Genomic DNA, 20,360 nt, shown 5'->3' with positions numbered 1-20,360 from the left:
CGGTCTGCGCACCCATATCGGTGCCTGGGTCCCCCCAGATCTAGGACACAGTTTTCCCGGTTCGACAATTATGCCGGTCCGGCCTTCGATGATGACAATTAAGGGCTGACACCACACGGTGCCTGGTGCATTCACGCGCCATCATGCCCTCGTAAGGGAAAACAGATGAAAGCGGCTATTGCCCAAATCAATACAGCGGCCCTGCGCCACAACCTCGCCGTGGTCAAACGGCACGCCCCCGATTGCAAGATCATCGCCGTGGTCAAGGCCAACGCCTATGGTCATGGCCTGCTGCCGGTCGCCCGTACCCTGGTGGATGCGGATGCCTACGCAGTGGCCCGCATCGAAGAGGCGCTGATGCTGCGTTCCTGCGCCGTGGTCAAACCCATAGTGCTGCTGGAAGGCTTCTTCTCGAGCGCCGATCTGCCAGTGCTGGCGGCCAACAATTTGCAAACGGCGGTGCACACCTGGGAGCAGCTCGAAGCGCTGGAGCAGGCCGAACTGCCGGCTCCCGTGGTGGCCTGGCTCAAGCTCGACACCGGCATGCACCGGCTCGGGGTGCGCAGCGATGAGATGCCCGCCTTTATCGCGCGTCTCGCCAAGTGCAAGAACGTGGTGCAGCCGTTCAACATCATGACCCACTTCAGCCGCTCAGATGAACTTGAACAATCGGCCACCCGCGAACAGATCGACTTGTTCAGTCGCCTCACGGCACCGCTCCTGGGCGAGCGGGCCATGGCGAACTCGGCGGGTATTCTGGCCTGGCCAGACTCCCACTGCGACTGGGTGCGCCCCGGCGTCATCCTGTACGGCGTATCCCCCTTCCCCAATACGGTGGCGGAGGATTACGACTTGCAGCCTGTGATGACCCTCAAGACCCAGCTCATTGCGGTGCGAGATCACAAGGCGGGCGAGCCGGTGGGCTATGGCGCAAACTGGGTGTCGGACCGGGATACCCGGCTCGGCGTCATCGCCATCGGCTACGGCGATGGCTATCCGCGCATGGCGCCCAACGGCACCTCAGTGCTGGTCAATGGCCGCATAGTGCCGCTGGTGGGCCGCGTTTCCATGGACATGACCACAGTGGATCTGGGGCCGGGCGCTACCGACAAGTCCGGTGACGAAGCCGTGCTCTGGGGTGAGGGGCTGCCGGTGGAACGGGTCGCCGACGAGATTGGCACCATCCCCTACGAGCTCATCACCAAGCTTACTTCCCGGGTCTTCATGGAATACGTCTAGGCTCGGCCAGCACCAAACGTAATAAAGCCCCGCATGCGGGGCTTTATTACGACTGTCTGCAGGAGTTTTACTGCCTGTGCATCCTGACAAACTTCTCCAGCAACTGATCTTCGGTTTCCACGTGGGCGGGATCCCGGATGATGCAGTCTGTGAGACGCAGACGCTACTGCCGGTGCATCCTTACAAACTTCTCCAGCAATTGCTCCTCTGTCTCCACATGGGCGGGATCCCAGATGATGCAATCGATGGGGCAGACGCTGATACAGGTCGGCTTCTCATAGTGACCGACGCACTCGGTGCAGCGACTGGGGTCTATCTCGTAGATCTCCTCACCCAGACTGATGGCCTGGTTCGGACACTCGGGATCGCACATGTCGCAGTTGATGCACTTGTCGGTGATGAGCAGAGACATATCAGGCCGCCGAGTGCGGCTGACGGGTGTCCTGGCGATCGCCGAGGTTGCGCAGCAATATGCCGTAGTTGATGTCGATCTCTTTGGGGACGGGCACATAGACAACGTGGCCGTTGCCCGGCGCCGTGTCGATGAGCTCGCCCTTGCGGTTCTGCATCTGCTCCAGATTGAAGCTGACGTTGCCCTGCGGCGTCATCAGCTCCAGGCTGTTGCCCACCAGGAACTTGTTCTTCACTTCCACTTCCACCATGTCGCCCTGGCGACCGGTGATCTCGCCGACGAACTGCTGGGTGTCGGAAACCGAGTAGCCGTAATCGTAGTTCTGGTACTCGCTGTGGTTGTGACGGCGCAGGAAGCCCTCGGTGTAGCCACGGTGGGCCAGATTCTCGAGGGTGCCCATCAGGGTCGGATCGAACGGACGACCGGCGACTGCGTCGTCAATGGCCTTGCGATAGACCTGGGCGGTGCGGGCGCAGTAGTAGAAGGATTTGGTACGGCCTTCAATTTTGAGCGAATGCACGCCCATCTTGGTCAGGCGCTCGACGTGCTCGACGGCGCGCAGGTCCTTGGAATTCATGATGTAGGTGCCGTGCTCGTCCTCGAACGCCGTCATGTATTCACCGGGACGGTTGGACTCTTCCAGCAGCACCAGCGCATCGCTCGGCTTGCCGAGCCCCAGGGTGTTGTCCGGGCGCACTGCGATGGGCTCCTGGCGGTGGACTATCTGGCCCACGTCATCTTCCTTGCCCTCGTGCACCTTGTACTCCCAGCGGCAGGAGTTGGTGCAGGTGCCCTGGTTGGGGTCGCGTTTGTTGATGTAACCGGACAGCAGACAGCGGCCTGAGTAGGCCATGCAGAGGGCACCGTGGACGAAGACTTCCAGCTCCATCTCCGGCACCTGCATGCGGATCTCTTCGATCTCGTCCAGCGACAGCTCGCGCGACAGGATGGCACGGGTCAGGCCCATCTGATGCCAAAACTTCACCGTCGCCCAGTTGACCGCGTTGGCCTGCACCGAGAGGTGAATGGGCATCTCCGGGAAGGCTTCGCGCATCATCATGATGAGGCCCGGATCTGACATGATCAGCGCATCCGGCTTCATCTCCACCACGGGACGCATGTCGCGGATGAAGGTCTTGAGCTTGGAGTTGTGGGGCTGGATGTTGGCCACCACATAGAACTGCTTGCCCAATGCGTGGGCCTCGTTGATGCCGAGCTGCAGATTCTCGTGATCGAATTCGTTGTTGCGCACCCGCAGGCTGTAGCGTGGCTGGCCCGCATAGACGGCGTCGGCGCCATAGGCATAGGCGTAACGCATATTCTTGAGGGTCCCGGCGGGGGAGAGCAATTCTGGTCTGAACATGTTGGACTCTTAGTATCTGATTGCAAATCAGGACGACGCCACCTGATGGCGCCGGATTGGTTGAGCCGTGGTGCGAGACGGCGCTCGCGCCACAACTACCCGATGGCGTACATCATTATGCAGGATCACAGGGGATGCACCTGATATACGGGGTGCGAGATTGTACTCGCCCCCACGCCATCATGCAATTTGGCAGGTAGCTGATGCCAGTGCGAGTCGCAATGAATCTGTGGGTCCGATCAGGCCCAGCGGGAGAGGGGGGAGGGCATGGCGTAGGCGTAGCCCTGCTGATAATCGCAGCCGAGTCGGTTGGCGACCTCGATATGGGTCAGGGTTTCCACCCCTTCACACACCACCTTCATGCCGAGTCGCTGCAGGTATTCCACCAGACCGGTCAACATCTTGAGGGCATGGGGCGTGCGCGCCGCCTGCAGCAACAGGGAGCGATCCAGCTTGATGATCTCGTAGGGCAGCGCCATCACCCGCTGGAAGTTGCATTCCAGAGTGCCGAAATCATCGCAGGCGATATGGGCGCCATGATCCCGCAGCACTTCGATCAAGGCTCTGTGCTGGCTGTGCAGTGGCGCGTGTTCAAGCACCTCGAACCAGATCTCGATCCCTGCCTTGCTCGCCTGGAGCAGCACCAGCAGCAAGAGATTCTGATAGGTCGGGCTGCACAGCATGGGGTTGAGGTTGATGGAGAGGGCATAGGGCCCGCTCTTCGCCAGGGTAGGCAGATCGCGCATGATGGCCCTGAGCATGACGATATCCACATGCAGGGACTCATCCTGGCTGAGGGAGAGAAAGTCGATGCCCTGATAGCTCTGACGTTGTGGATCCCAACGTCGGGCCAGAACTTCATAACCCTTGACCTGACGGTCGCGACCTATGATCGGCTGATAAAAGGGCACAGCCACCTCGGCCACCGCCACGGTTGCCATGTCACTCATCGGATACTCTTCTTTGAACGCAAACATGGCACTCACCTGATAGACGGATATGGCTGCGCATAATACAGGAGGGAAAGATCAAAACACCGTAGGAATAGTCTGATAATTGGCGTGATTTTGCGTAGTCAATATAGGACTATTCTGATTAACTTCCCCCGTCATTCTACCTAGACTGGCTCCAGCGATATGCAACTGACTCCGTTTTTAATAAATGGCATTTATTAAATGAACGTCGGCATGTGAAAACCAGTCTGGAATAAAAATGAAAAGAATATATCTCATCCTGCTGCTGATGTTCAGCGGTAACCTGTTTGCATCGGCTGAGATCAGCATAGGGACGCTTTATGACTATATGTCAGGCCAGCAAAGCACCTATTTAAAACGCATTCGAAATCAGGGTGACGCTACCGCCTTTGTCAAGGTGGCGATTCACGAAATAACTTATGATGAGGCCGGCCAACCCCATGAGTCACCTGAGCTGACAGAGGGACGCCGGGCGCTGATTGCCAGCCCATCACGCATGATTATTCCGGCCAACGGGGTGCAGGCAACACGGCTGTTGTATATGGGGGAACGGGACAAGGAGCGTTACTTCAGAGTCCGTTTTATTCCTGTGTTGCCAAAACAGGAGGACGGGTTCGATCTGGATGCCAATATGGTTCAGGAGAATCAACAGCAAGTCTCGGCCGGGGTCAATATATTGACCGGTTTCGGCGCCATTATTTTTGTGATGCCAAAAGAGAGTCGCTTTGATACCCAGTTGATCAAGACCGATACCATGACCACTGTCGTGAATAAAGGCAATGTCACCATAGTGCTGGATTTTTTTGAGGAGTGTGATGGACGGGGAAAAAACTGTTCAACACCCGGAAAAATTCATCTATTGCCGAATATGAAAAAGCAATTGATGAAAAAGAGCGATCACCTTTATCGGTTTGAACTGATTGAGGGTGACAAGAGCAGAAGCATGGTGATTGGTCACTGATGTTTCTTATATCCGAGAGAGGAGAGAGTGATGAAAGTATGGATAGCTGCGCCTCTGGCAATGCTGGTATCGGCCAACTTGATGGCGGCGGAACGTATTGAGCATCAGGTCACTGTGACTGCCCAGATCCCGACCGAGGCTTTCTATGTACAGCCGACCGGCGGGGACAACTGGATGAGTACGCCGCAGAAGCTGGCCTACAACCCTTATACCAAGAAACTGGACAAGCTGAGCAAGCAGCTGGATGCCAAGAGCACCGTAGGTGCCATCACAGGTTATCTGACCAACCCGGCCGTGATGGCCAGCGGCAATGACAACATCCCCCTGACCGTCAAGATTGGTGGCGTCACTCTGGGGACCACCTCGGCGGAAGTAATGAAGGCCGATGATGCCAAGACCGGCAAATTGCTGGGGTTGGAAGTGATCCCGGCGGATGCCCCGGTCGCCGGCTACAAGCCAGGCAACTACCAGGGGGTGGTGAACATGATATTTGAATCGGAAGCCCCCAAAGGCGGTGCATAAGCCGATTGGTGGAGGCTCCCCGTCACGGGGAGCCTTTTCGTCTGCGTTTAGAAGAGTGAGACAGGTCGTGCCGTATTTCTCTTTCCTGCTGATCCTGGTTGTGTTGTGCGTACCTGCCTGGGCCACGGGAGGGCGAACCACACAACCCCTTGATCTGCTGCAGCAAGCGAAAGATTTGCCTGATGGTTTTGCCGATCACTTCTTCGGCGTCCCGCTGGCGGTGCGCATCCTGGTGGATGGGCAACTGTTGGGGGAAGGCGAGATAGTGCTGGGCAAAGACACCAGCGTGCAACTGCTGGCCCTGACCGACAGCCACGAGAGCGAGCTGGAAGAACGGGACCGCCAGCGCTGGAGCGAGGTGTTGAGTGAGCCTCATCTGCTGGGCCCTTGCCAGAATCGGTGCGCTGACCAGGTGTTGGCGCTGGAGTACAGTCTGGAAAACTCCCAGTTGTCCGTGCTGACGGCGGGTGCCGAAAAGGGACTGCACGCTAGCCGCTATTACAGTCTGCCCACAACCGGCAGCTATGGCGCCCTGCTGCGCCACCAGTTGAACCTGACCCAGGGGGAAGGGGAGCAGCGCAGTGGCCGTTACAACCTGATGGCCCAGGGCAGCATAGGCCAGTGGACCCCGCTGCTGGAGGGGGAAGTGAGTCAGTCCGGCAACGGGCAGGCGGCGCAGCACCATGTGCAGCAACTTTATGCCGAGCGTGAGGGAGAGGGGCGTTTCTACCGGCTGGGCTACTTCTCGCCCTATGCCCAGGGGTTGGTACGCCAACCCACCCTGTTTGGCGGCGGAACCCCGACCGTGCTGGGGGTCATGCTGGGGGACTCTGACACCCTGCTGATAGAGCAGGGCCAGGCCAGTACGACGCCGCTCTATGTCACTCCGAGCCGGCCCGGCATGGTGGAGATCTATCGGGACGGGCAGCTCATCAACTCGCAGCAGGTGATCTCGGGCTTGCAGGCCCTCGACACCAAGGTGCTGCCCGCCGGCATCTACGAGGTGGAGTTGCGGGTGCTGGAAGATGGTCAGGTGACCGAGCGGCGCAGAGAGATGATCTACAAGCCGATGAACTGGCAAAACCCGGATGAAAGCTGGCGCTTCAACCTGTTTGTGGGCCAGCAGACCCGCTTGTTCAGCAACTGGGAAGAGGAGACGGTCCGGCCCCTGAGCAGCGGCGTCATGCTCAACCATCTGCTCACCGCCTCGGTGATCGTCGGGGCTTCCAGCCAGTATATCGACCAGCGCTGGCAGCATGGCCTCTCGGCCGACTGGAGCCTGAATGATCAGTGGCGGCTGTTTGGCAACCTGATGGCGACACAGGCGCTGGGCAGCGGTTTCGATATGCAGGCCTTGTATCACTATGGCGAGGGCAGTCTGGTGCTGAGCCATCAGCAGCAGCGCCAGCAGGGGCAAGCCGCCGGGGAGAGCCGCGACCTCAAGCAGAGCAACCTGTCGTTGCAGCAGCGGCTCGATGAGCGCCACTCCGCCAACCTCTATCTGGCTCATCAGGTGGGGCGCGGGCTGGGGGCCGATCTGGGCTGGCGCTACAACGGTGATCTGCTTGGCCAGACGGTGAGCTGGAACCTGACGGTGTTTGACCGCCCGGGCAGCATCAGTACCGATAATGCGAGGGACAGGGGGGGCATGCTCTCCCTGAGCATGAACCTGGGGGGAGACCGCAGCCTGCTGGCCATCGGCATCGGCAGCCGGACCTCCCGCTCCGGCGGGCAGGAGCGCAATGCCTCCCTCAGTTACCAGCAGTTGCTGGAGTGGGGTGCCCTGCAGAGTGTGGGGGCCAACCTGACCACCGACAGCTACGGTGTCGGCACGGCGGGCTACGCCAGGTTTCAGGGGGCCTTGGTCAGCGGTGACGCTCACCTGCAGTCGTCTTCCTATAACCGGGCCCTGAGCGGGGGGATCAACCTTGACAGTACTCTGGCGTTTGGCGATGAGGGCCGCCTGATCATGACAGGCCAGTCACAAGGACACGAGGCGGGCATGATAGTGGATGTGGAGTCCGATATACCCGAGCTGACCCTGCGCGCCGATGACGATCAGGGGGGCAATATCAAGTTGCGGCCAGGTCGTAATCTGGTGCCCGTCACCGCCTATCGCAGTGGTGCCGTGCAGCTGGATATGGCCTGGCAGAATGCCCCTTCCATGACCATTCGTCCCAACGTCTTGCCCTATCACCTCAACAAGGGCGGCGTGGCCTATCACCAGGTCCGGGTGATGAAGACAGTGACAGTGATAGGCCGCCTGCTGGATGGGCAGGGGACGCCACTGAAGGGGGCCATGGTGGTCAACCATGCGGGCCGCACCGTCAGCGAGGCCGATGGCTTCTTTGCGGTGGAGATGAGCGAGCATAATCCCATGCTGAGAATGGAGATGGATGGGTTATTGAAATGTGAGCTGCCGGTTAACATCGAGAAAAAGCCTTCGCAACAAGAAGTGATTCTGCTGGGTGATCTATCCTGCCAACAGCCTGAAACCATATTGAGCTCGTTAAACCATGATTAAATTTATTTGTTTGATAGCAGTGTTAATGCCATTTTCCTTCGCACAGGCTGTAGTCATAAAAGTAAATGCTGAGTATGCGCAGTCGTTAAAAAATCCGGGTGAGAATGAGTTCAGAATCACTGATCCATGCAAACCACTACCATTGTCTGTATTTTGCAATGACAATCTCTCCCGAGTCATTGCAATTGATTCAGATATCGATCGGCCTTTAGCAAAGCAGGGAACTTGGTGGGAACGTATTTTTTATCACAGTTTTCCCGGTGAAAAAACAGTTCAGTTATTCAATGAGAATGGCCTTCCCGTAACCATGCAGTTTTCTATGACCCATACTGGGTATAGTATTGATAATCGATTTTATTTTATAAATAATGAAACTGCAGCTGCAGATGTAAACTCAAATTGCAAACTTGTTGATTACATTTTATCACTTGAAGGGGATAGAACAGATACTCTTTTTTATGCAATTGACGCAAGTGCTCAGAAAAGAGGCGGTGTATGCTTTAGTCGTGATTTTTCCCTATGGTCTCAATATCCAGCTCCTCATGTTGGGAAAATAAGGAAATTTTATATTGGGTATAAACTTATGCCAGTCAATATCGGTTCCATTAGTAATGGAACGTATAAAGGAAGACTAAGTTTAAGTGTTGGATCAACTAAGGATATTGATTTTACCAGCTCAACGTACCGCTCTCCAACAGTTGTTGACTTAGAATTTTCATTAGTGGTTAGAAATCATCTGAAAGTTGTTTTTCCTCCTACTGGAAGTAAAGTTATTTTACAGCCTGATGGAGGATGGCGCCATGGAGATAAAACGCCGTCTTTAAGCGGAGTGATGCCTGTTCAGATTACGAGCAGTATTCCATACTGGATTAAGCTGGAGTGTCAATACCTGAGCACTGTCGATGACTCGTGTCAGATAAAGAGTGACAAAAATGCCAGTTTGGTCTCTATGTCTATTTATAAAAAGAGTGCAAAAGGCAATGTGTTATTGAGTCCGACAGTGAAGAAAAATTTTGAAAAAAATGAACCAATCTCCAATGGGTTATTCTCTTTTAAAATTGATAAAGATAAAGTGAAGAATATGATGAATTATCCTGGGAGTACATATAAAGGAAATGTAACTATCATCATGGATGCTATGATAGAGCCTGTTTATAACTGAAGTATTTAACAAAGACCGTGCTTATTAGCATAAAAAAACAGGCCACTGTCACTGGTAATGCCCAATCTCAACATGGCGCTCTTTTTCTGGGTGCTGATGGTCTTGACGCTGCGATGCAGGTACTCGGCCACCTGGGTGACGGACATGCCGCTGGCCAATAAACGCACAACTTCGCTCTCCTTGGGGGTGAGTTGAATCGAGGTGGTGTGATGATCCAGCCCGGCTTCGGCCAGTAGGGTTTTCACCGAACTGCCGATATAGCTGTGGCCGGATAATATCTGGCGGATGGCATCGGACAATTCACTGATCACTGCTTTTTTGAGCAGGACACCGCTCACTCCTAGCTGGAGCAGCGACTGCAAGATACCGGCATTATGGATCTGGGTCAGCACGATAATAGGCAGGGTGGGATAATCTCGTTTCAATTGCTGGATCATGGTCAAGCCATCGCTGCGCTCATCCCCTGGCATGCTGAAATCGGTGATCAACAGATCACAGCTATGTTGCTGCAATGTGTTTAATAGTTCGGAGACTTGATGCGCCTCGGCAACAATCTCGCAACCAGGTTGGTTATGTGCAATAAGGCTGCGGATCCCGGTCAGTATGAGTGGGTGGTCGTCGGCAAGAATGATCTTGAAAGACATAGGTGAGCCCCATATAAAACAGCGAATAATATTTAAACTATCAAACATCTCATTTCTATACTACTTTGCGCACCGCATTTTTTCGAGCGTTAATATGATGTCATTTCCTTCTGGGTTGTCACGATGAGGTGTCCTCTCGTGGTGATATTTCGATGCATGGTCGTCATATTGGTATTTAATATCAGTATATTAAGTCAACCTCTTCTTGCTGAAAGCAAAGTCGCCTTACCCACTATCAAAGTCGGGTTGTTGGTGGGCGGCTGGGGGCCGTATCAACAGTGGGATGGCCATAATGGCAGCGGCTTTAGCGCCGAATTGATGACCATCTTGGCCAAGAACCTTGACTACCAGATTGAGTGGAAAGCATACCCCGACTGGAACCGGTTATATGCGGCCAGTTGCAAAGGTGAAGTCGATATTTTACTGGATGCCTTTCGCTCGGAAGAACGGGAATGTATTTCATACACACGCCCTTATTATTCGTCACCGACTGTGGTCGTGGTACGCCATGACACCTCTTTTTTTCAGGATGTCAGTGCCTTAAGTCAATCCAGGATTGCTATTGAAGCCGGTTTTCTGACCGAAAAGTTGGTCCGTCTCCATTATCCCGATGTCTCTCGTATTCTGTTTCAGGACTCCAGTTCTGCCATGCAGGCTGTGCTTGACAAGCAGGCCGATGCCTATATTGGCAACCTGCATGTTGCCAATCAATTTATTGCCCGGCACCCCGAATTGGCAGTGGTGGCCCAGTCCCCTTTGCTGATGGAGAGCTTGCATCTGGGGATCAGCAAGCGGAAGCCCAGGCTGGGGGTCCGGTTTGACACTGCTATTCAGGCATTGAGTGTGGAAGATCGCAGTGTTCTGGAGCAGCGCTGGTTGGGGGATAACAGCCTGAGTTTCTTGGGGCATAGCGCTTTTTTGCTGCGGCCCGATGAGCGTGAGTGGCTCTCTCGACTTCCTCCGTTGCAATTAGGTTTTATTCAGAGCTGGGAGCCTTTTTCTTACACGGATAACAGTGGCAAGGTGAGCGGTCTTATCGGTGACTATCTTGCGCTGTTCAAGGAAAAGCTGGGTCTAGCCTATCGCTACCGCACTGATCAACGTTGGCCCGAGCTGCTGCAGGCATTGCTGCATCAGGAGGTGGACTTGACCATTATTCCAACCCGTATCAGCCAACGCATGGTTGGTTGGGAAATAAGTCAGCCCATTACCGCCTTCCCAGTGATCATCGCCATGGCCCGTGGCAACAGTACAGTGGGCGGCCTTGCCGAACTGGCAGGCAAGCATCTGATCGTGACCGACAGCATGCTCGTTGCCGAGCTAAAGAATCGCATTCCCGATATCAGGGTTAGCGTAGTCTCGGGCCCTGAAGCCGGTCTGGCCATGGTAGCCGCAGGGTCAGGGGATGCTTATATAGGCAATCTGGTGGTAGTGTCGCGCCTTATCAATAAGCAGTTCGACGATAGCCTGCATATAGTGGCGCCCACCCCCTTCAAGGATGAACTGGCTGTTGCAGTGCGTGACATCTATGCTCCCCTGCTGCCGCTGATCAATCGGGTCCTTGTCAGCATGAGTGACAAGGAGAAGCAGCAGATCCGCAATACCTGGCTGGCGGTGAACTACAGCGAAGGGATCCCGTGGCAAAAGCTGATACAAACCCTGATCCCCGTTGGCACGGGTGTCACCTTGTTTATTCTCGCACTCTCCATCGCCTACTGGCGTTTGCGCCAGGAGATCCTGCACCGCCGTCAGGTGGAGGAGGCTCTGGCGCGGGCCAAGGAGATCGCCGAGCATGCGGCCAGCAAGAAGGCTGAATTTTTGGCCACCATGAGCCATGAGATCCGTACCCCCATGAACAGCATCGTCGGCATGGCGGAGCAGCTAAGTTTTACGTCGCTCGACCTGGAGCAGCGGCAGATGGTTGCCATCATCAACCAGGGGGCCGAGGGACTGTTGCAACTGATCGGCAATGTGCTGGATTACTCCAAGCTGGATGTGGGCAAGATGGCGCTGGCGCCGAGCTCTTTTTTACTGCGCGAATTGATCGACAGTGTGCTGACCATGATCAGCACTGAGGTACAACGCAAGGGGCTGCAGTGTTACCTGCGTGTCGATGATGAGGTGGGCGCCCGCTTCACTGGGGATGTGCTGCGACTCAAGCAGGTGTTGTTCAACCTGGTCAGCAATGCCATCAAGTTCACCGAGCGCGGCTTTATCGAACTCTCCATCAAGCTGGAGGCGCAAACAGACGGGGAGCAGCGGTTGCTGATCGGGGTGCAGGATACCGGCATCGGCATGAGTACCGAGGCGCAGGCCCGTATTTTCAACGCCTTTGAGCAGGCAGATGGCGCCACCACCCGCAGTTATGGCGGGACCGGGCTTGGTCTTAGCATCAGTCATACCCTGGCCGAATTGATGGGGGGAGAGCTCAGGCTGGAAAGCGCGCCCGGGCTTGGGACTTTCATCGGGCTCTCGGTCACCTTGCCCCTTGAGCAGCGTCGTGAATATGACTCCACCCTCATGGGGTTGCGTGCCTTTATGGCACTGGAGGATGGCAAGCTGCGCCATACCTTGCGCCTGCACCTGCTGTCGTTGGGCGTGCAGACAAGCGATGAACGGCAGGGGGTCGACTTGCTATTTGCCGATGGGGCGGATCTCTCTGAGCCCTGCATCTCTGTTGCCCCACTGAGCAATGCGCTGGGTTATCAGTTGCGTGAAGGGCGTTACTGGCTCAACAGCAATCCCTTGACCTGGCAAGCGGTGCGTGAGGTGTGCTATCGGCAGCTGGGACGGGGTGAGCAACTGCTGCCCGACCATATTCCCGTGGAGCCAACTTCCCGGCCTTTGCCATACCGGCTGCTGGTGGTCGAGGATCATCATCTTAATCAGGTATTGGTGCAGCGCCAGCTCAAGCAGCTCAATCTGGTGTGCGATCTGGCCGAGAATGGCCAGCAGGCGCTCGCCATGCTGGCACAGCACAGTTACGACCTGATCCTGTGTGATTGCCAGATGCCGGTGATGGATGGCTACGACTTTACCCGCCAGGTGCGCACTGTCGAGGGACTGGCGCGGCTCCCCATCATCGCCATGACGGCCAATGTGATGCCGGAGCAGGCGCAGCGCTGCCTGGCGGCAGGCATGAATGATGTGCTGGGCAAACCCGTGCTGCTGGACGGGCTTCGCCAGATATTGATGAAGTGGCACATATTGTCCGTCCCCAAACTGCTTGATATGACATCCCTGCAGACGTTTTTCGGCGTTGGAGAGCCTTTTGACCAGATGATGACGCTATTTCGCCAGGAGCTGGAACAATCCCTTGCTTTGGTACATGACGACGACAAGGGGCTGGCTAACTGGGTGCACCGTCAGGCCGGCACCATCTCCATGATGATGGTAGATGACTTGGCGCAGCAGGCCTGGCATCTGGAGGAGAAGATCCGCAAGGAGGGGGCCGAGCGGTGTGGGGCCGAATTGGCCGGGTTCAGGGCTGTGTTGCAGCAGATAGTCGATGAGTTACTCTGCTGCTTGCCAGTCCCCAAGAAGAGGGATCAGGAAGAGACTGAGCTGAGATAGGAGAACCGGGGCTCACGGATGACATCCGGATGCACTGCTTGCGCCAGCCACGACCAGTCGAGCAGGGGTTTATTCGCCTTGAAGCGCTGGTAGGCCTGACCCTTGGCTATGGTCAGGAATAGCGTAGTCGGCAGGCCGATGCGGTTGGTGTAGCGCACCATGACATCGCCCTGATAGCTGACCAGCCGCTGTTGCAGCTGTGGCAGCGTCAAGCCGCTTGCTTGTCCTGTTTCATCCCAAATCTCAAACATGGCGCGCTATGTCCCTGAAAGGTATGAAGGCTACTGTTTCTAAAAGTAGCGGATGATGCAATTGTCAGATCTGACAGTGTCAAATGGATGCAATTTTAAAAAGCAAAAACCCGGCACCAGGCCGGGTCTTCTAAATGATGGTGGAGGGAGAAGGATTCGAACCTTCGAAGGCAGAGCCGTCAGATTTACAGTCTGATCCCTTTGGCCGCTCGGGAACCCCTCCACAGGGGTAAAGCATAGGTTATTCAGCCATTGCAATCGGGAAAATGGTGGAGGGAGAAGGATTCGAACCTTCGAAGGCAGAGCCGTCAGATTTACAGTCTGATCCCTTTGGCCGCTCGGGAACCCCTCCACGGGATATTTCCTGATTGTCACTACAATTTGCACTTGAATGGTGGAGGGAGAAGGATTCGAACCTTCGAAGGCAGAGCCGTCAGATTTACAGTCTGATCCCTTTGGCCGCTCGGGAACCCCTCCCCAAGTGCGAGGCGCATACTATCAGATCCGGCAGCTTTGTGAACCCCTTCTGGTGATATCTGGCGACAAAAAAGTGCGAGTCGGTCATTTTTTGATATCTTTCGCTCATTTTTCATCCTTATCAACGACTTCTACGCTGATTACCGGCATGAAAGCGGCGAGTCGCCCGCGCGTCCCAGCCTTGATGGAGAAGCATGCCATGGAGAGCTTGCCAGCATTTTATACTGAAAATATGGCCTCATCATGTAACTGTGATGGCTGACCGGTTCAAAGATGGACATTGCTGCTGCGCCATTTTACTCTCACCATGTTATTCAACTGTTAACATGGACTGTGGACTCTTCTATGCAGCCTCTCGATATTGCCGTGTTGCGCGGCCAGTTTCCCGCCCTCAATCAACTGGTTGATGGCAAGACCCCCATCTTCTTTGACGGCCCGGGCGGCGCCCAGGTGCCTCACTCCGTGCTCACCGCCATGACTGACTATCTCGGCCGCTTCAACGCCAATCTGGGGGGGCCTTTTTTCTCGGCCCGAGCCACGGAGCAGCAGGCGCAGCGAGCCAGAGAGGCAGTGGCGACCCTGCTTGGGGCTGACAGAGCCGAGGAGATCGTCTTTGGCGCCAACTTCACCACCCTGACGTTTGCGGTCAGCCGCGCTCTGTCACGGGAGTGGCAGGTGGGGGACGAGATCATCGTCAGCGGGCTGGATCACTACTCCAATGTGTCAAGCTGGCAGCAGGCGGCGGCTGATCGCGGTGTTGTTGTGCATCAGGTGCGGGTGGATGTGGCGAACGGCGGGCTCGACTACGGGCATCTGCTCAGCCTGTTGTGCCCCAAGACACGGTTGGTCGCGGTGACGGCGGCTTCCAATACGACGGGTACTCTGGTCGATATCCCTCGCATCGCCGATGCCGTGCACGGGGTCGGGGCGCTGCTCTATGTGGACGCTGTTCATTTTGCCCCTCACGAGCGCATCGACGTGCAGGCCTGGGATTGTGACTTTCTCGGCTGCTCCGCCTACAAGTTCTTCGGTCCGCACCTTGGTATCCTGTATGGCAAGCACCGCCATCTGGAGCATTTCACCCCTTACAAGGTGGAGCCTGCGAAGAATGTGGCACCCGGCAAGTGGGAAACCGGCACCCAGAGCTGGGAAGCGCTGGCCGGAGTCGAGGCCACCATCGGGTATCTGGCTTCCCTCTCCGGGCTGGATGCGGCCGAACATGATCTGGAGGCCCGTCTCGATCTGGCATTTGCCCGCAGCCACGCCCATGAGCAACAGCTCAGCGCCCACCTGCTGGCCAAGCTGGCCGAGCGCCCCTGGTTTACCCTGCATGGCATCAATGACAGCCAGGGGCGCACCCCCACCTTCGCCCTCACCTCTAACCGCCATACGCCGGTCGAGATGGCGGAATTTCTCGGTCAGCATCAGGTCTGTAGCTGGGCCGGCCACTTCTATGCGCTGGCGCTGGTGGAACAGTTGGGGGTGAGCGAGGGGGTCTTGCGGATAGGTTGCATGCACTACAACACGTCGGCCGAGATCGACCGGCTGTTTGCCCTGCTCGACGACATGCCCGCCTGAAACAGTTGTGCCCGGCAGGCCGGGCACACTTCGCAAGTGGCTGAACGCGCGCTTTATCGACCCACTATGGCGTGGTGAATATCCTGCAGCGGCAGTATGTGACGGGCGGCCCCGAGCTTGATGGCCTCCTTGGGCATGCCGAACACCACGCAGGATGCCTCATCCTGGGCGAAGGTATTGGCCCCCGCCTCAAGCATTTCCCGTAACCCGCGAGCGCCGTCATCTCCCATGCCCGTCATTATGATGCCGGTGGCATTGCCGCCGGCAAACTTGGCGACCGAGCGAAACAGTACGTCCACCGAGGGGCGATGGCGGTTGATGAGGGGGCCATCCATGACATCGACGTGATAATAGGCGCCGCTGCGCTTGAGCAGCATGTGCTTGCCGCCGGGGGCTATGAGTGCCAGACCCGGAATGACCCTGTCGTTGCTTTTGGCCTCTCTCACCTCGATCTGGCAAAGGCTGTTGAGCCGCTCAGCAAAGGAGGCGGTGAACTTCTCCGGCATGTGCTGCACTATGACGATGCCGGGACAGACCCGTGGCAGGTTCGTCAGCACGGCTTCCAGTGCCTGGGTACCGCCGGTGGAGGTACCGATCGCCACGATCCGCTCCGTGGTCTGGGCCATGGCATGCTGGCTGGCTGGCGGCATGATGGCATCGGCGCTGAGTTTGGCCGCCACGATCAACGGGGGCGCCTTGCCCAGCCGTTTGACATTGGCTTGGGCGGCTGCGCGCACCGCCATGGCCAAGGCTTGTGCCGACTCCTGCAAGAAGCTTTTGAGGCCGACCGTGGGCTTGGTGATGATGTCCACCGCACCGGCGGCCATGGCCTGCAGCGTGGTTTCCGCGCCTTTCTCTGTCAGGGACGAGCAGATAACTACCGGGGTAGGGTGTTCGGCCATGATCTTGGTGAGGAAGGTGATGCCATCCATGCGTGGCATCTCCACGTCCAGCACTATCACGTCGGGCCACTCTTTTTTCAGTTTTTCCAGTGCAAACAGCGGATCCGAGGCGGTGGCTATCACCTTGATATCCGGCTCCTGTTCGAGAATGGCCTGTAACACCTGCCTGACCACGGCGGAGTCGTCCACCAGCATGACCTTGATCTGTTTCATTCCCGTTCCCTTAACGATGTGGCAGCCGATGATGACGAACCCAGACATTGCCGCTGGCCAGTTCAAAGATCAGGCTTCTGTGTCCTGCATGTCCGAGATGATGGGCCTTGATGGTCAGGCCCAGGTGCTGCGTCAGTTGCCAGGCTGCCTTGATGTTCTTGATGGCCACATTCATGGTGGTGAATGTCTGCTGTTCGATAAACATGTTGCCGCCGCCGAACAGTTTGACCTCATAGTCGTGAATGGGGGCGGGGTACTTGCTTATTTCATTGATAAATAACTGGATTGCTTCATCGGCATAGCGGCCATCCAGTGGGTCATCGCTGCGAGCCCGGCTTGGCAGCATGTAGTGGCACATGCCACCCCGTTTCTGCTCCGGATGCCACATGGTAATGGCGACACAGGAGCCCAGATGGGTGCGAATGATGGTGTCATCCTGGCCAAAAAAGAACTCTCCTGGTTGCAGCATGATCTCTTTCATTCTGAAACCCTTATGGTTTCAAATAGATGGACGGCGATACCAGTTGCAAGCCGTGGGGCAGGCCGTTCAGGCTTTCCGCATGGCTGACGATGAGGTAGCCCCCCTTCTTCAAGCGCGGCACCAGACGCTGCAGCACTTGTCCCTTGGTGTCCCGGTTGAAATAGATCATCACATTGCGGATCAGAATGATGTCGAACATGCCGATGTCGGGCAGCTCCTGATTCAGATTGATGTGGCGAAACTGTACCTTGTCCCTGAGCTTGCGATCGATGATGAAGGTTCCCTCCTGAAACCCCACGCCCTTCAGGCAGTACTTCATCAGGAAGGAGAGCGGAATATTGTGGGCTCGTTCCATGGGATATTGCCCCGCTCTCGCCTGTTCCAGCACCCTGGTCGAAATATCCGAGGCGATGACTTCCCAATTGCCCTGGCTCAATGTCTCGGCCAGGGTCATGGCCAGGCTGTAAGGCTCTTCGCCCGATGAGCTGGCCGCGCTCCAGACTCTCACCCCCCTCTCTTTTGGCAGTCGTGCCAGTACCTTCTCGCTGAGAAACTCGAAGTGCTTTGGCTCCCTGAAAAAGTAGGTCTCGTTGGTGGTGAGCAGATCCAGCGCGACCTGCAGCTCGGCCCCCCTCTGGTTCATGATCAGGCTGAAATAGTCACCATAGCTCTCCAGCTCATAGTGGCAGAGCCGTTTTGACAGCCGGCTGGCGACCAGGGCTTTCTTGGCCGGTGACAGATCAATGCCCGCCGTCTGGTGGATCCAGCGTTGAAACTGCGCAAATTCATCATCATGCAACTGGGTCTGATACACGGTCGGGCTCCCTGTGGCGATAGGGTTGGGTCGGGGGAGCCATGCTCACCCGGCCCCTCGATTAAAACCGGACAAAATCCCCATCGTTGCGGGGGCGAGGGGAGGTACCGAATCCATCCTGCCCATTGCCGTCAGTCACGAATCGTCCTCGCGTAGCAGCACGGGGGGGCGCGGCTTTCTGACTCGCGCCGCTTTTGTGTTGCTCCAGGGTGAAGAACTCCATGGCCAGTTGCAGTTGCTCGGCCTGGCTGCTCATCTCCTCTGCGGTGGCGGCCAGCTCCTCGCTGCAGGAGGCATTTTGCTGAGTCACCTGACTTAGCTGATTCATGGCGATGTTGATCTGGCTGACGCCGGTGGATTGTTCGGCGGAGGCGGCGCTGATCTCCTGCACCAGATCCGAGGTCTTGTTGATGGAGGGCACCATCTGGTCGAGCAGGCGACCCGCTTTCTCCGCCATGTCGACGCTGCTGGAAGCCAGCTCGCCTATCTCCTGGGCGGCTACCTGACTGCGCTCCGCCAGCTTGCGTACCTCGGCGGCAACCACCGCAAAGCCTTTGCCATGATCTCCTGCCCGCGCCGCCTCGATGGCGGCGTTGAGGGCCAGCAGATTAGTCTGGTACGCGATGTCATCTATGATGCCGATCCGCTTGGCGATCTGCTTCATGGCATCGACCGTGAGCTTGACCGCTTCACCCCCTTCCATCGCCTCCTTGGCGGCCTTGCTGGCCATGCCATCCGTGATCTGGGCGTTGTCTGTGTTCTGGTTGATGCTGGCACTCATCTGCTCTATGGAGGCGCTGGTCTGCTCCATGCTGGATGCCTGCTCGCTGCTCGACTGGCTGATGGATTGGGCGGTGGCGCTGACTTGCTCAGAGGCGCTGGAGAGGTTGTCAGAAGCCCCTCTTACCTCTGTGACTATGTTGGTCAGCGAGACTATGGTCTGATTGAGGGAGTCCTTGGTGGTGCCGAACACACCGGGATAGTCGGCCTCGATCGTCTGGGTCAGGTCGCCCCTGGCCAGGCATTGCACCACCCTGATGACGTCGTTGAGGCTGGTGTCTATTACCTCGGCAATATGATTGATGCCTTCCCCCAGTGTCTGGAAGAAGCCGCTCTTGCCGGTCAGGTCCATGCGGCGGTGCAGCTCGCCCTTGATCACTGCCTGCACTATCTCCGACATTTCCCGCTCGATAGAGACCTCTTTGGTGCGATCCGACCACTCGACCACGGATCCCAACCGCTCGCCATCGTCCCCAAACACAGGGTTGGCGATGAGGGAGAAGGTGCGCCCGCCGAGCAGTATCTGGGTTTGGTAGGTGTTGTTCAGCTTGGCCAGCATGCTGCGTTGATGGCCGGGATTTTTGTGGAAGCTGTCGATGTTGGCACCCATCAGGGTGGCGGAGTTGAAGCTGTAGAGCTCTTTTTTAATGTCTGATTCGGCCTCGCTCAGCATTGCCCTGACTGACTCGTTCATATAGATGATGTTGAGGTCTGTGTCGGCAATCATCACGTTGGTGCTGGCACCATCGAGCGCCTTCTTGACCCGCAGGCTTTCGGCGGCGGCGAGCTTGGCCGCAGTGTTTGCCGCTTTCACCTCGTTTTCGATGGCGATCTCCTTGGTCCGGTCGGCCCACTCCACCACTGAACCGAGTCGCTCCCCGCTGTCGTTGAAGACAGGGTTGGCAATGAGGGAGAAGATGCGGCCACCGACCGAGATCTGCGCGCGGTATGTCTTGTCCAGCTTGGCCAGCATGCTGCGCTGGTGGGACGGATCCTTGTGAAAGGTATCTATGTTCTTGCCCATCAGTTGTCTGGTGTCGAAGTTGGGCAGATCCTTGCGGATGTCGGATTCCGCCTGCCCCAGCATGGCGAGCACGGCTTCATTCATGTAGACGATGTCGAGGTTGTTATCGGCGATCATCACATTGGTCGAGGCGCCATCCAGCGCCTTGCGTACTCGCAGGTTCTCGTCATAGCGCGCCTGATTGTCACTGATGGTAGTGAGGCTGCTGCTGAGCCGCTGCCCCAGCAGCGTGATCACGGCATTGAACTCCTGACAGAGCTCCCGCAGTGGGCCGCTGAGTGTGCCCGGTTCAAGCTGGGTTGGCAGGTCACCCTGCGCTATCCCTTGCTGCAGGGTGCGTGTGGCGCCTATCAGCTGGGTCAGTTCTGTTTGCAGCAAGGCATGCGCGCTGCCGTTGCCGAAGAGATTGCCAAAGAATGATTGAGTCATGAGCCTTATCCTTGTGCGACATGCCATTGCTGTGTGG

16 protein-coding genes, 3 tRNA genes and 1 pseudogene are annotated in these 20,360 nt (G+C 56.7%); 7 read left to right on the top strand and 13 right to left on the bottom strand.

What is annotated here, in order from left to right; all coding sequences use genetic code 11:
- Positions 1-165 precede the first annotated feature (165 nt).
- Entirely contained in the window at positions 166-1,239 is a 1,074-nt protein-coding gene (alr, locus tag GWQ29_RS13040) for an alanine racemase (RefSeq protein ID WP_275919595.1), read from the top strand.
- Positions 1,240-1,306: 67 nt separating this feature from the next.
- Here alr and GWQ29_RS13035 read toward each other — a convergent pair.
- The 4 genes and pseudogenes from GWQ29_RS13035 to GWQ29_RS13020 form a co-directional block, all read right to left on the bottom strand.
- Positions 1,307-1,387: pseudogene (locus GWQ29_RS13035) on the bottom strand (ferredoxin); the annotation flags it as partial.
- 15 nt (positions 1,388-1,402) lie between these two features.
- Complete coding sequence (locus GWQ29_RS13030; protein ID WP_021140912.1) at positions 1,403-1,651, bottom strand: YfhL family 4Fe-4S dicluster ferredoxin; 249 nt, start codon at positions 1,649-1,651, stop codon at positions 1,403-1,405.
- A 1-nt stretch (position 1,652) separates the two neighbouring features.
- A complete protein-coding gene (gene yegQ, locus GWQ29_RS13025; protein ID WP_021140913.1) occupies positions 1,653-3,014 on the bottom strand; it encodes a tRNA 5-hydroxyuridine modification protein YegQ in 1,362 nt (453 codons plus the stop codon).
- A 239-nt stretch (positions 3,015-3,253) separates the two neighbouring features.
- Positions 3,254-3,991, bottom strand: coding sequence for an EAL domain-containing protein (locus tag GWQ29_RS13020; RefSeq protein WP_131731300.1), 738 nt, complete (start codon positions 3,989-3,991; stop codon positions 3,254-3,256).
- Between the two features lie 235 nt (positions 3,992-4,226).
- Between GWQ29_RS13020 and GWQ29_RS13015 the strand changes: the two genes are divergently transcribed.
- The 4 genes from GWQ29_RS13015 to GWQ29_RS13000 all read left to right on the top strand — a co-directional run bounded on the left by GWQ29_RS13015 (position 4,227) and on the right by GWQ29_RS13000 (position 9,157).
- Entirely contained in the window at positions 4,227-4,949 is a 723-nt protein-coding gene (locus GWQ29_RS13015; RefSeq protein WP_275919594.1) for a hypothetical protein, read from the top strand.
- A 30-nt stretch (positions 4,950-4,979) separates the two neighbouring features.
- Positions 4,980-5,471: a CS1 type fimbrial major subunit gene (locus tag GWQ29_RS13010; RefSeq protein ID WP_033136553.1), complete on the top strand. Its 492-nt coding sequence runs from the start codon at positions 4,980-4,982 to the stop codon at positions 5,469-5,471.
- Between the two features lie 67 nt (positions 5,472-5,538).
- The gene (locus GWQ29_RS13005; protein ID WP_275919593.1) at positions 5,539-7,995 is read left to right on the top strand and encodes a fimbrial biogenesis outer membrane usher protein; all 2,457 of its coding nucleotides are present in this window, start codon (positions 5,539-5,541) and stop codon (positions 7,993-7,995) included.
- Positions 7,988-9,157 carry a hypothetical protein gene (locus GWQ29_RS13000; RefSeq protein WP_275919592.1) on the top strand — a complete coding sequence of 390 codons (1,170 nt, stop codon included), beginning with the start codon at positions 7,988-7,990 and terminating at the stop codon, positions 9,155-9,157. Before GWQ29_RS13005 ends, GWQ29_RS13000 begins: the two co-directional genes overlap by 8 nt.
- 5 nt (positions 9,158-9,162) lie before the next feature.
- Here GWQ29_RS13000 and GWQ29_RS12995 read toward each other — a convergent pair whose 3' ends face one another.
- On the bottom strand, positions 9,163-9,801 hold the full coding sequence (locus GWQ29_RS12995) for a response regulator (protein ID WP_275919591.1): 639 nt from the start codon (positions 9,799-9,801) through the stop codon (positions 9,163-9,165).
- 123 nt (positions 9,802-9,924) lie between these two features.
- Here GWQ29_RS12995 and GWQ29_RS12990 point away from each other — a divergent pair, with 123 nt between their 5' ends.
- The gene (locus tag GWQ29_RS12990) at positions 9,925-13,374 is read left to right on the top strand and encodes a transporter substrate-binding domain-containing protein (protein WP_275919590.1); all 3,450 of its coding nucleotides are present in this window, start codon (positions 9,925-9,927) and stop codon (positions 13,372-13,374) included.
- Here GWQ29_RS12990 and GWQ29_RS12985 read toward each other — a convergent pair.
- The 4 genes from GWQ29_RS12985 to GWQ29_RS12970 all read right to left on the bottom strand — a co-directional run bounded on the left by GWQ29_RS12985 (position 13,350) and on the right by GWQ29_RS12970 (position 14,102).
- The gene (locus tag GWQ29_RS12985) at positions 13,350-13,625 is read right to left on the bottom strand and encodes a hypothetical protein (RefSeq protein WP_059169778.1); all 276 of its coding nucleotides are present in this window, start codon (positions 13,623-13,625) and stop codon (positions 13,350-13,352) included. The genes GWQ29_RS12990 and GWQ29_RS12985 overlap by 25 nt on opposite strands.
- Positions 13,626-13,763: 138 nt before the next feature.
- Positions 13,764-13,848 (bottom strand) — tRNA-Tyr (locus tag GWQ29_RS12980).
- Between the two features lie 44 nt (positions 13,849-13,892).
- Positions 13,893-13,977 (bottom strand) — tRNA-Tyr (locus GWQ29_RS12975).
- A gap of 40 nt (positions 13,978-14,017) precedes the next feature.
- Positions 14,018-14,102: transfer RNA gene (locus tag GWQ29_RS12970), tRNA-Tyr, on the bottom strand.
- Positions 14,103-14,447: 345 nt separating this feature from the next.
- Here GWQ29_RS12970 and GWQ29_RS12965 point away from each other — a divergent pair.
- Positions 14,448-15,680: a cysteine desulfurase-like protein gene (locus GWQ29_RS12965; protein ID WP_275919589.1), complete on the top strand. Its 1,233-nt coding sequence runs from the start codon at positions 14,448-14,450 to the stop codon at positions 15,678-15,680.
- Between the two features lie 53 nt (positions 15,681-15,733).
- Here GWQ29_RS12965 and GWQ29_RS12960 read toward each other — a convergent pair whose 3' ends face one another.
- From GWQ29_RS12960 to GWQ29_RS12945, 4 genes are all read right to left on the bottom strand, one after another.
- Positions 15,734-16,795 (bottom strand): chemotaxis response regulator protein-glutamate methylesterase, encoded by a 1,062-nt coding sequence (locus GWQ29_RS12960; RefSeq protein ID WP_058393557.1) that lies wholly within the window; start codon positions 16,793-16,795, stop codon positions 15,734-15,736.
- A 10-nt stretch (positions 16,796-16,805) separates the two neighbouring features.
- A complete protein-coding gene (gene cheD, locus GWQ29_RS12955; protein ID WP_275919588.1) occupies positions 16,806-17,276 on the bottom strand; it encodes a chemoreceptor glutamine deamidase CheD in 471 nt (156 codons plus the stop codon).
- Positions 17,277-17,286: 10 nt separating this feature from the next.
- Positions 17,287-18,090 carry a protein-glutamate O-methyltransferase CheR gene (locus GWQ29_RS12950; RefSeq protein WP_021140865.1) on the bottom strand — a complete coding sequence of 268 codons (804 nt, stop codon included), beginning with the start codon at positions 18,088-18,090 and terminating at the stop codon, positions 17,287-17,289.
- Positions 18,091-18,151: 61 nt separating this feature from the next.
- Positions 18,152-20,323 (bottom strand): methyl-accepting chemotaxis protein, encoded by a 2,172-nt coding sequence (locus GWQ29_RS12945; RefSeq protein WP_111589500.1) that lies wholly within the window; start codon positions 20,321-20,323, stop codon positions 18,152-18,154.
- Between the last annotated feature and the right edge of the window lie 37 nt (positions 20,324-20,360).

The organism is Aeromonas sp. 2HA2, assembly GCF_029237345.1.
Lineage (GTDB): Bacteria > Pseudomonadota > Gammaproteobacteria > Enterobacterales > Aeromonadaceae > Aeromonas > Aeromonas salmonicida.
Note: the sequence above shows the minus strand (reverse complement) of the source record. Positions and strands in the feature narration are given on the sequence as shown.

What these genes read in the sequence shown, in the direction of transcription:
- GWQ29_RS13010 (WP_033136553.1), top strand. Translation starts at nt 4,980, where the DNA reads ATGAAAGTATGGATAGCTGCGCCTCTGGCAATGCTGGTATCGGCCAAC.
- GWQ29_RS13015 (WP_275919594.1), top strand. Translation starts at nt 4,227, where the DNA reads ATGAAAAGAATATATCTCATCCTGCTGCTGATGTTCAGCGGTAACCTG.
- GWQ29_RS12985 (WP_059169778.1), bottom strand. Translation starts at nt 13,625, where the DNA reads ATGTTTGAGATTTGGGATGAAACAGGACAAGCAAGCGGCTTGACGCTG.
- yegQ (WP_021140913.1), bottom strand. Translation starts at nt 3,014, where the DNA reads ATGTTCAGACCAGAATTGCTCTCCCCCGCCGGGACCCTCAAGAATATG.
- GWQ29_RS13030 (WP_021140912.1), bottom strand. Translation starts at nt 1,651, where the DNA reads ATGTCTCTGCTCATCACCGACAAGTGCATCAACTGCGACATGTGCGAT.
- cheD (WP_275919588.1), bottom strand. Translation starts at nt 17,276, where the DNA reads ATGAAAGAGATCATGCTGCAACCAGGAGAGTTCTTTTTTGGCCAGGAT.
- GWQ29_RS12945 (WP_111589500.1), bottom strand. Translation starts at nt 20,323, where the DNA reads ATGACTCAATCATTCTTTGGCAATCTCTTCGGCAACGGCAGCGCGCAT.
- GWQ29_RS12965 (WP_275919589.1), top strand. Translation starts at nt 14,448, where the DNA reads ATGCAGCCTCTCGATATTGCCGTGTTGCGCGGCCAGTTTCCCGCCCTC.
- GWQ29_RS12960 (WP_058393557.1), bottom strand. Translation starts at nt 16,795, where the DNA reads ATGAAACAGATCAAGGTCATGCTGGTGGACGACTCCGCCGTGGTCAGG.
- GWQ29_RS12990 (WP_275919590.1), top strand. Translation starts at nt 9,925, where the DNA reads ATGAGGTGTCCTCTCGTGGTGATATTTCGATGCATGGTCGTCATATTG.
- GWQ29_RS12995 (WP_275919591.1), bottom strand. Translation starts at nt 9,801, where the DNA reads ATGTCTTTCAAGATCATTCTTGCCGACGACCACCCACTCATACTGACC.
- GWQ29_RS13000 (WP_275919592.1), top strand. Translation starts at nt 7,988, where the DNA reads ATGATTAAATTTATTTGTTTGATAGCAGTGTTAATGCCATTTTCCTTC.
- GWQ29_RS13020 (WP_131731300.1), bottom strand. Translation starts at nt 3,991, where the DNA reads ATGTTTGCGTTCAAAGAAGAGTATCCGATGAGTGACATGGCAACCGTG.
- alr (WP_275919595.1), top strand. Translation starts at nt 166, where the DNA reads ATGAAAGCGGCTATTGCCCAAATCAATACAGCGGCCCTGCGCCACAAC.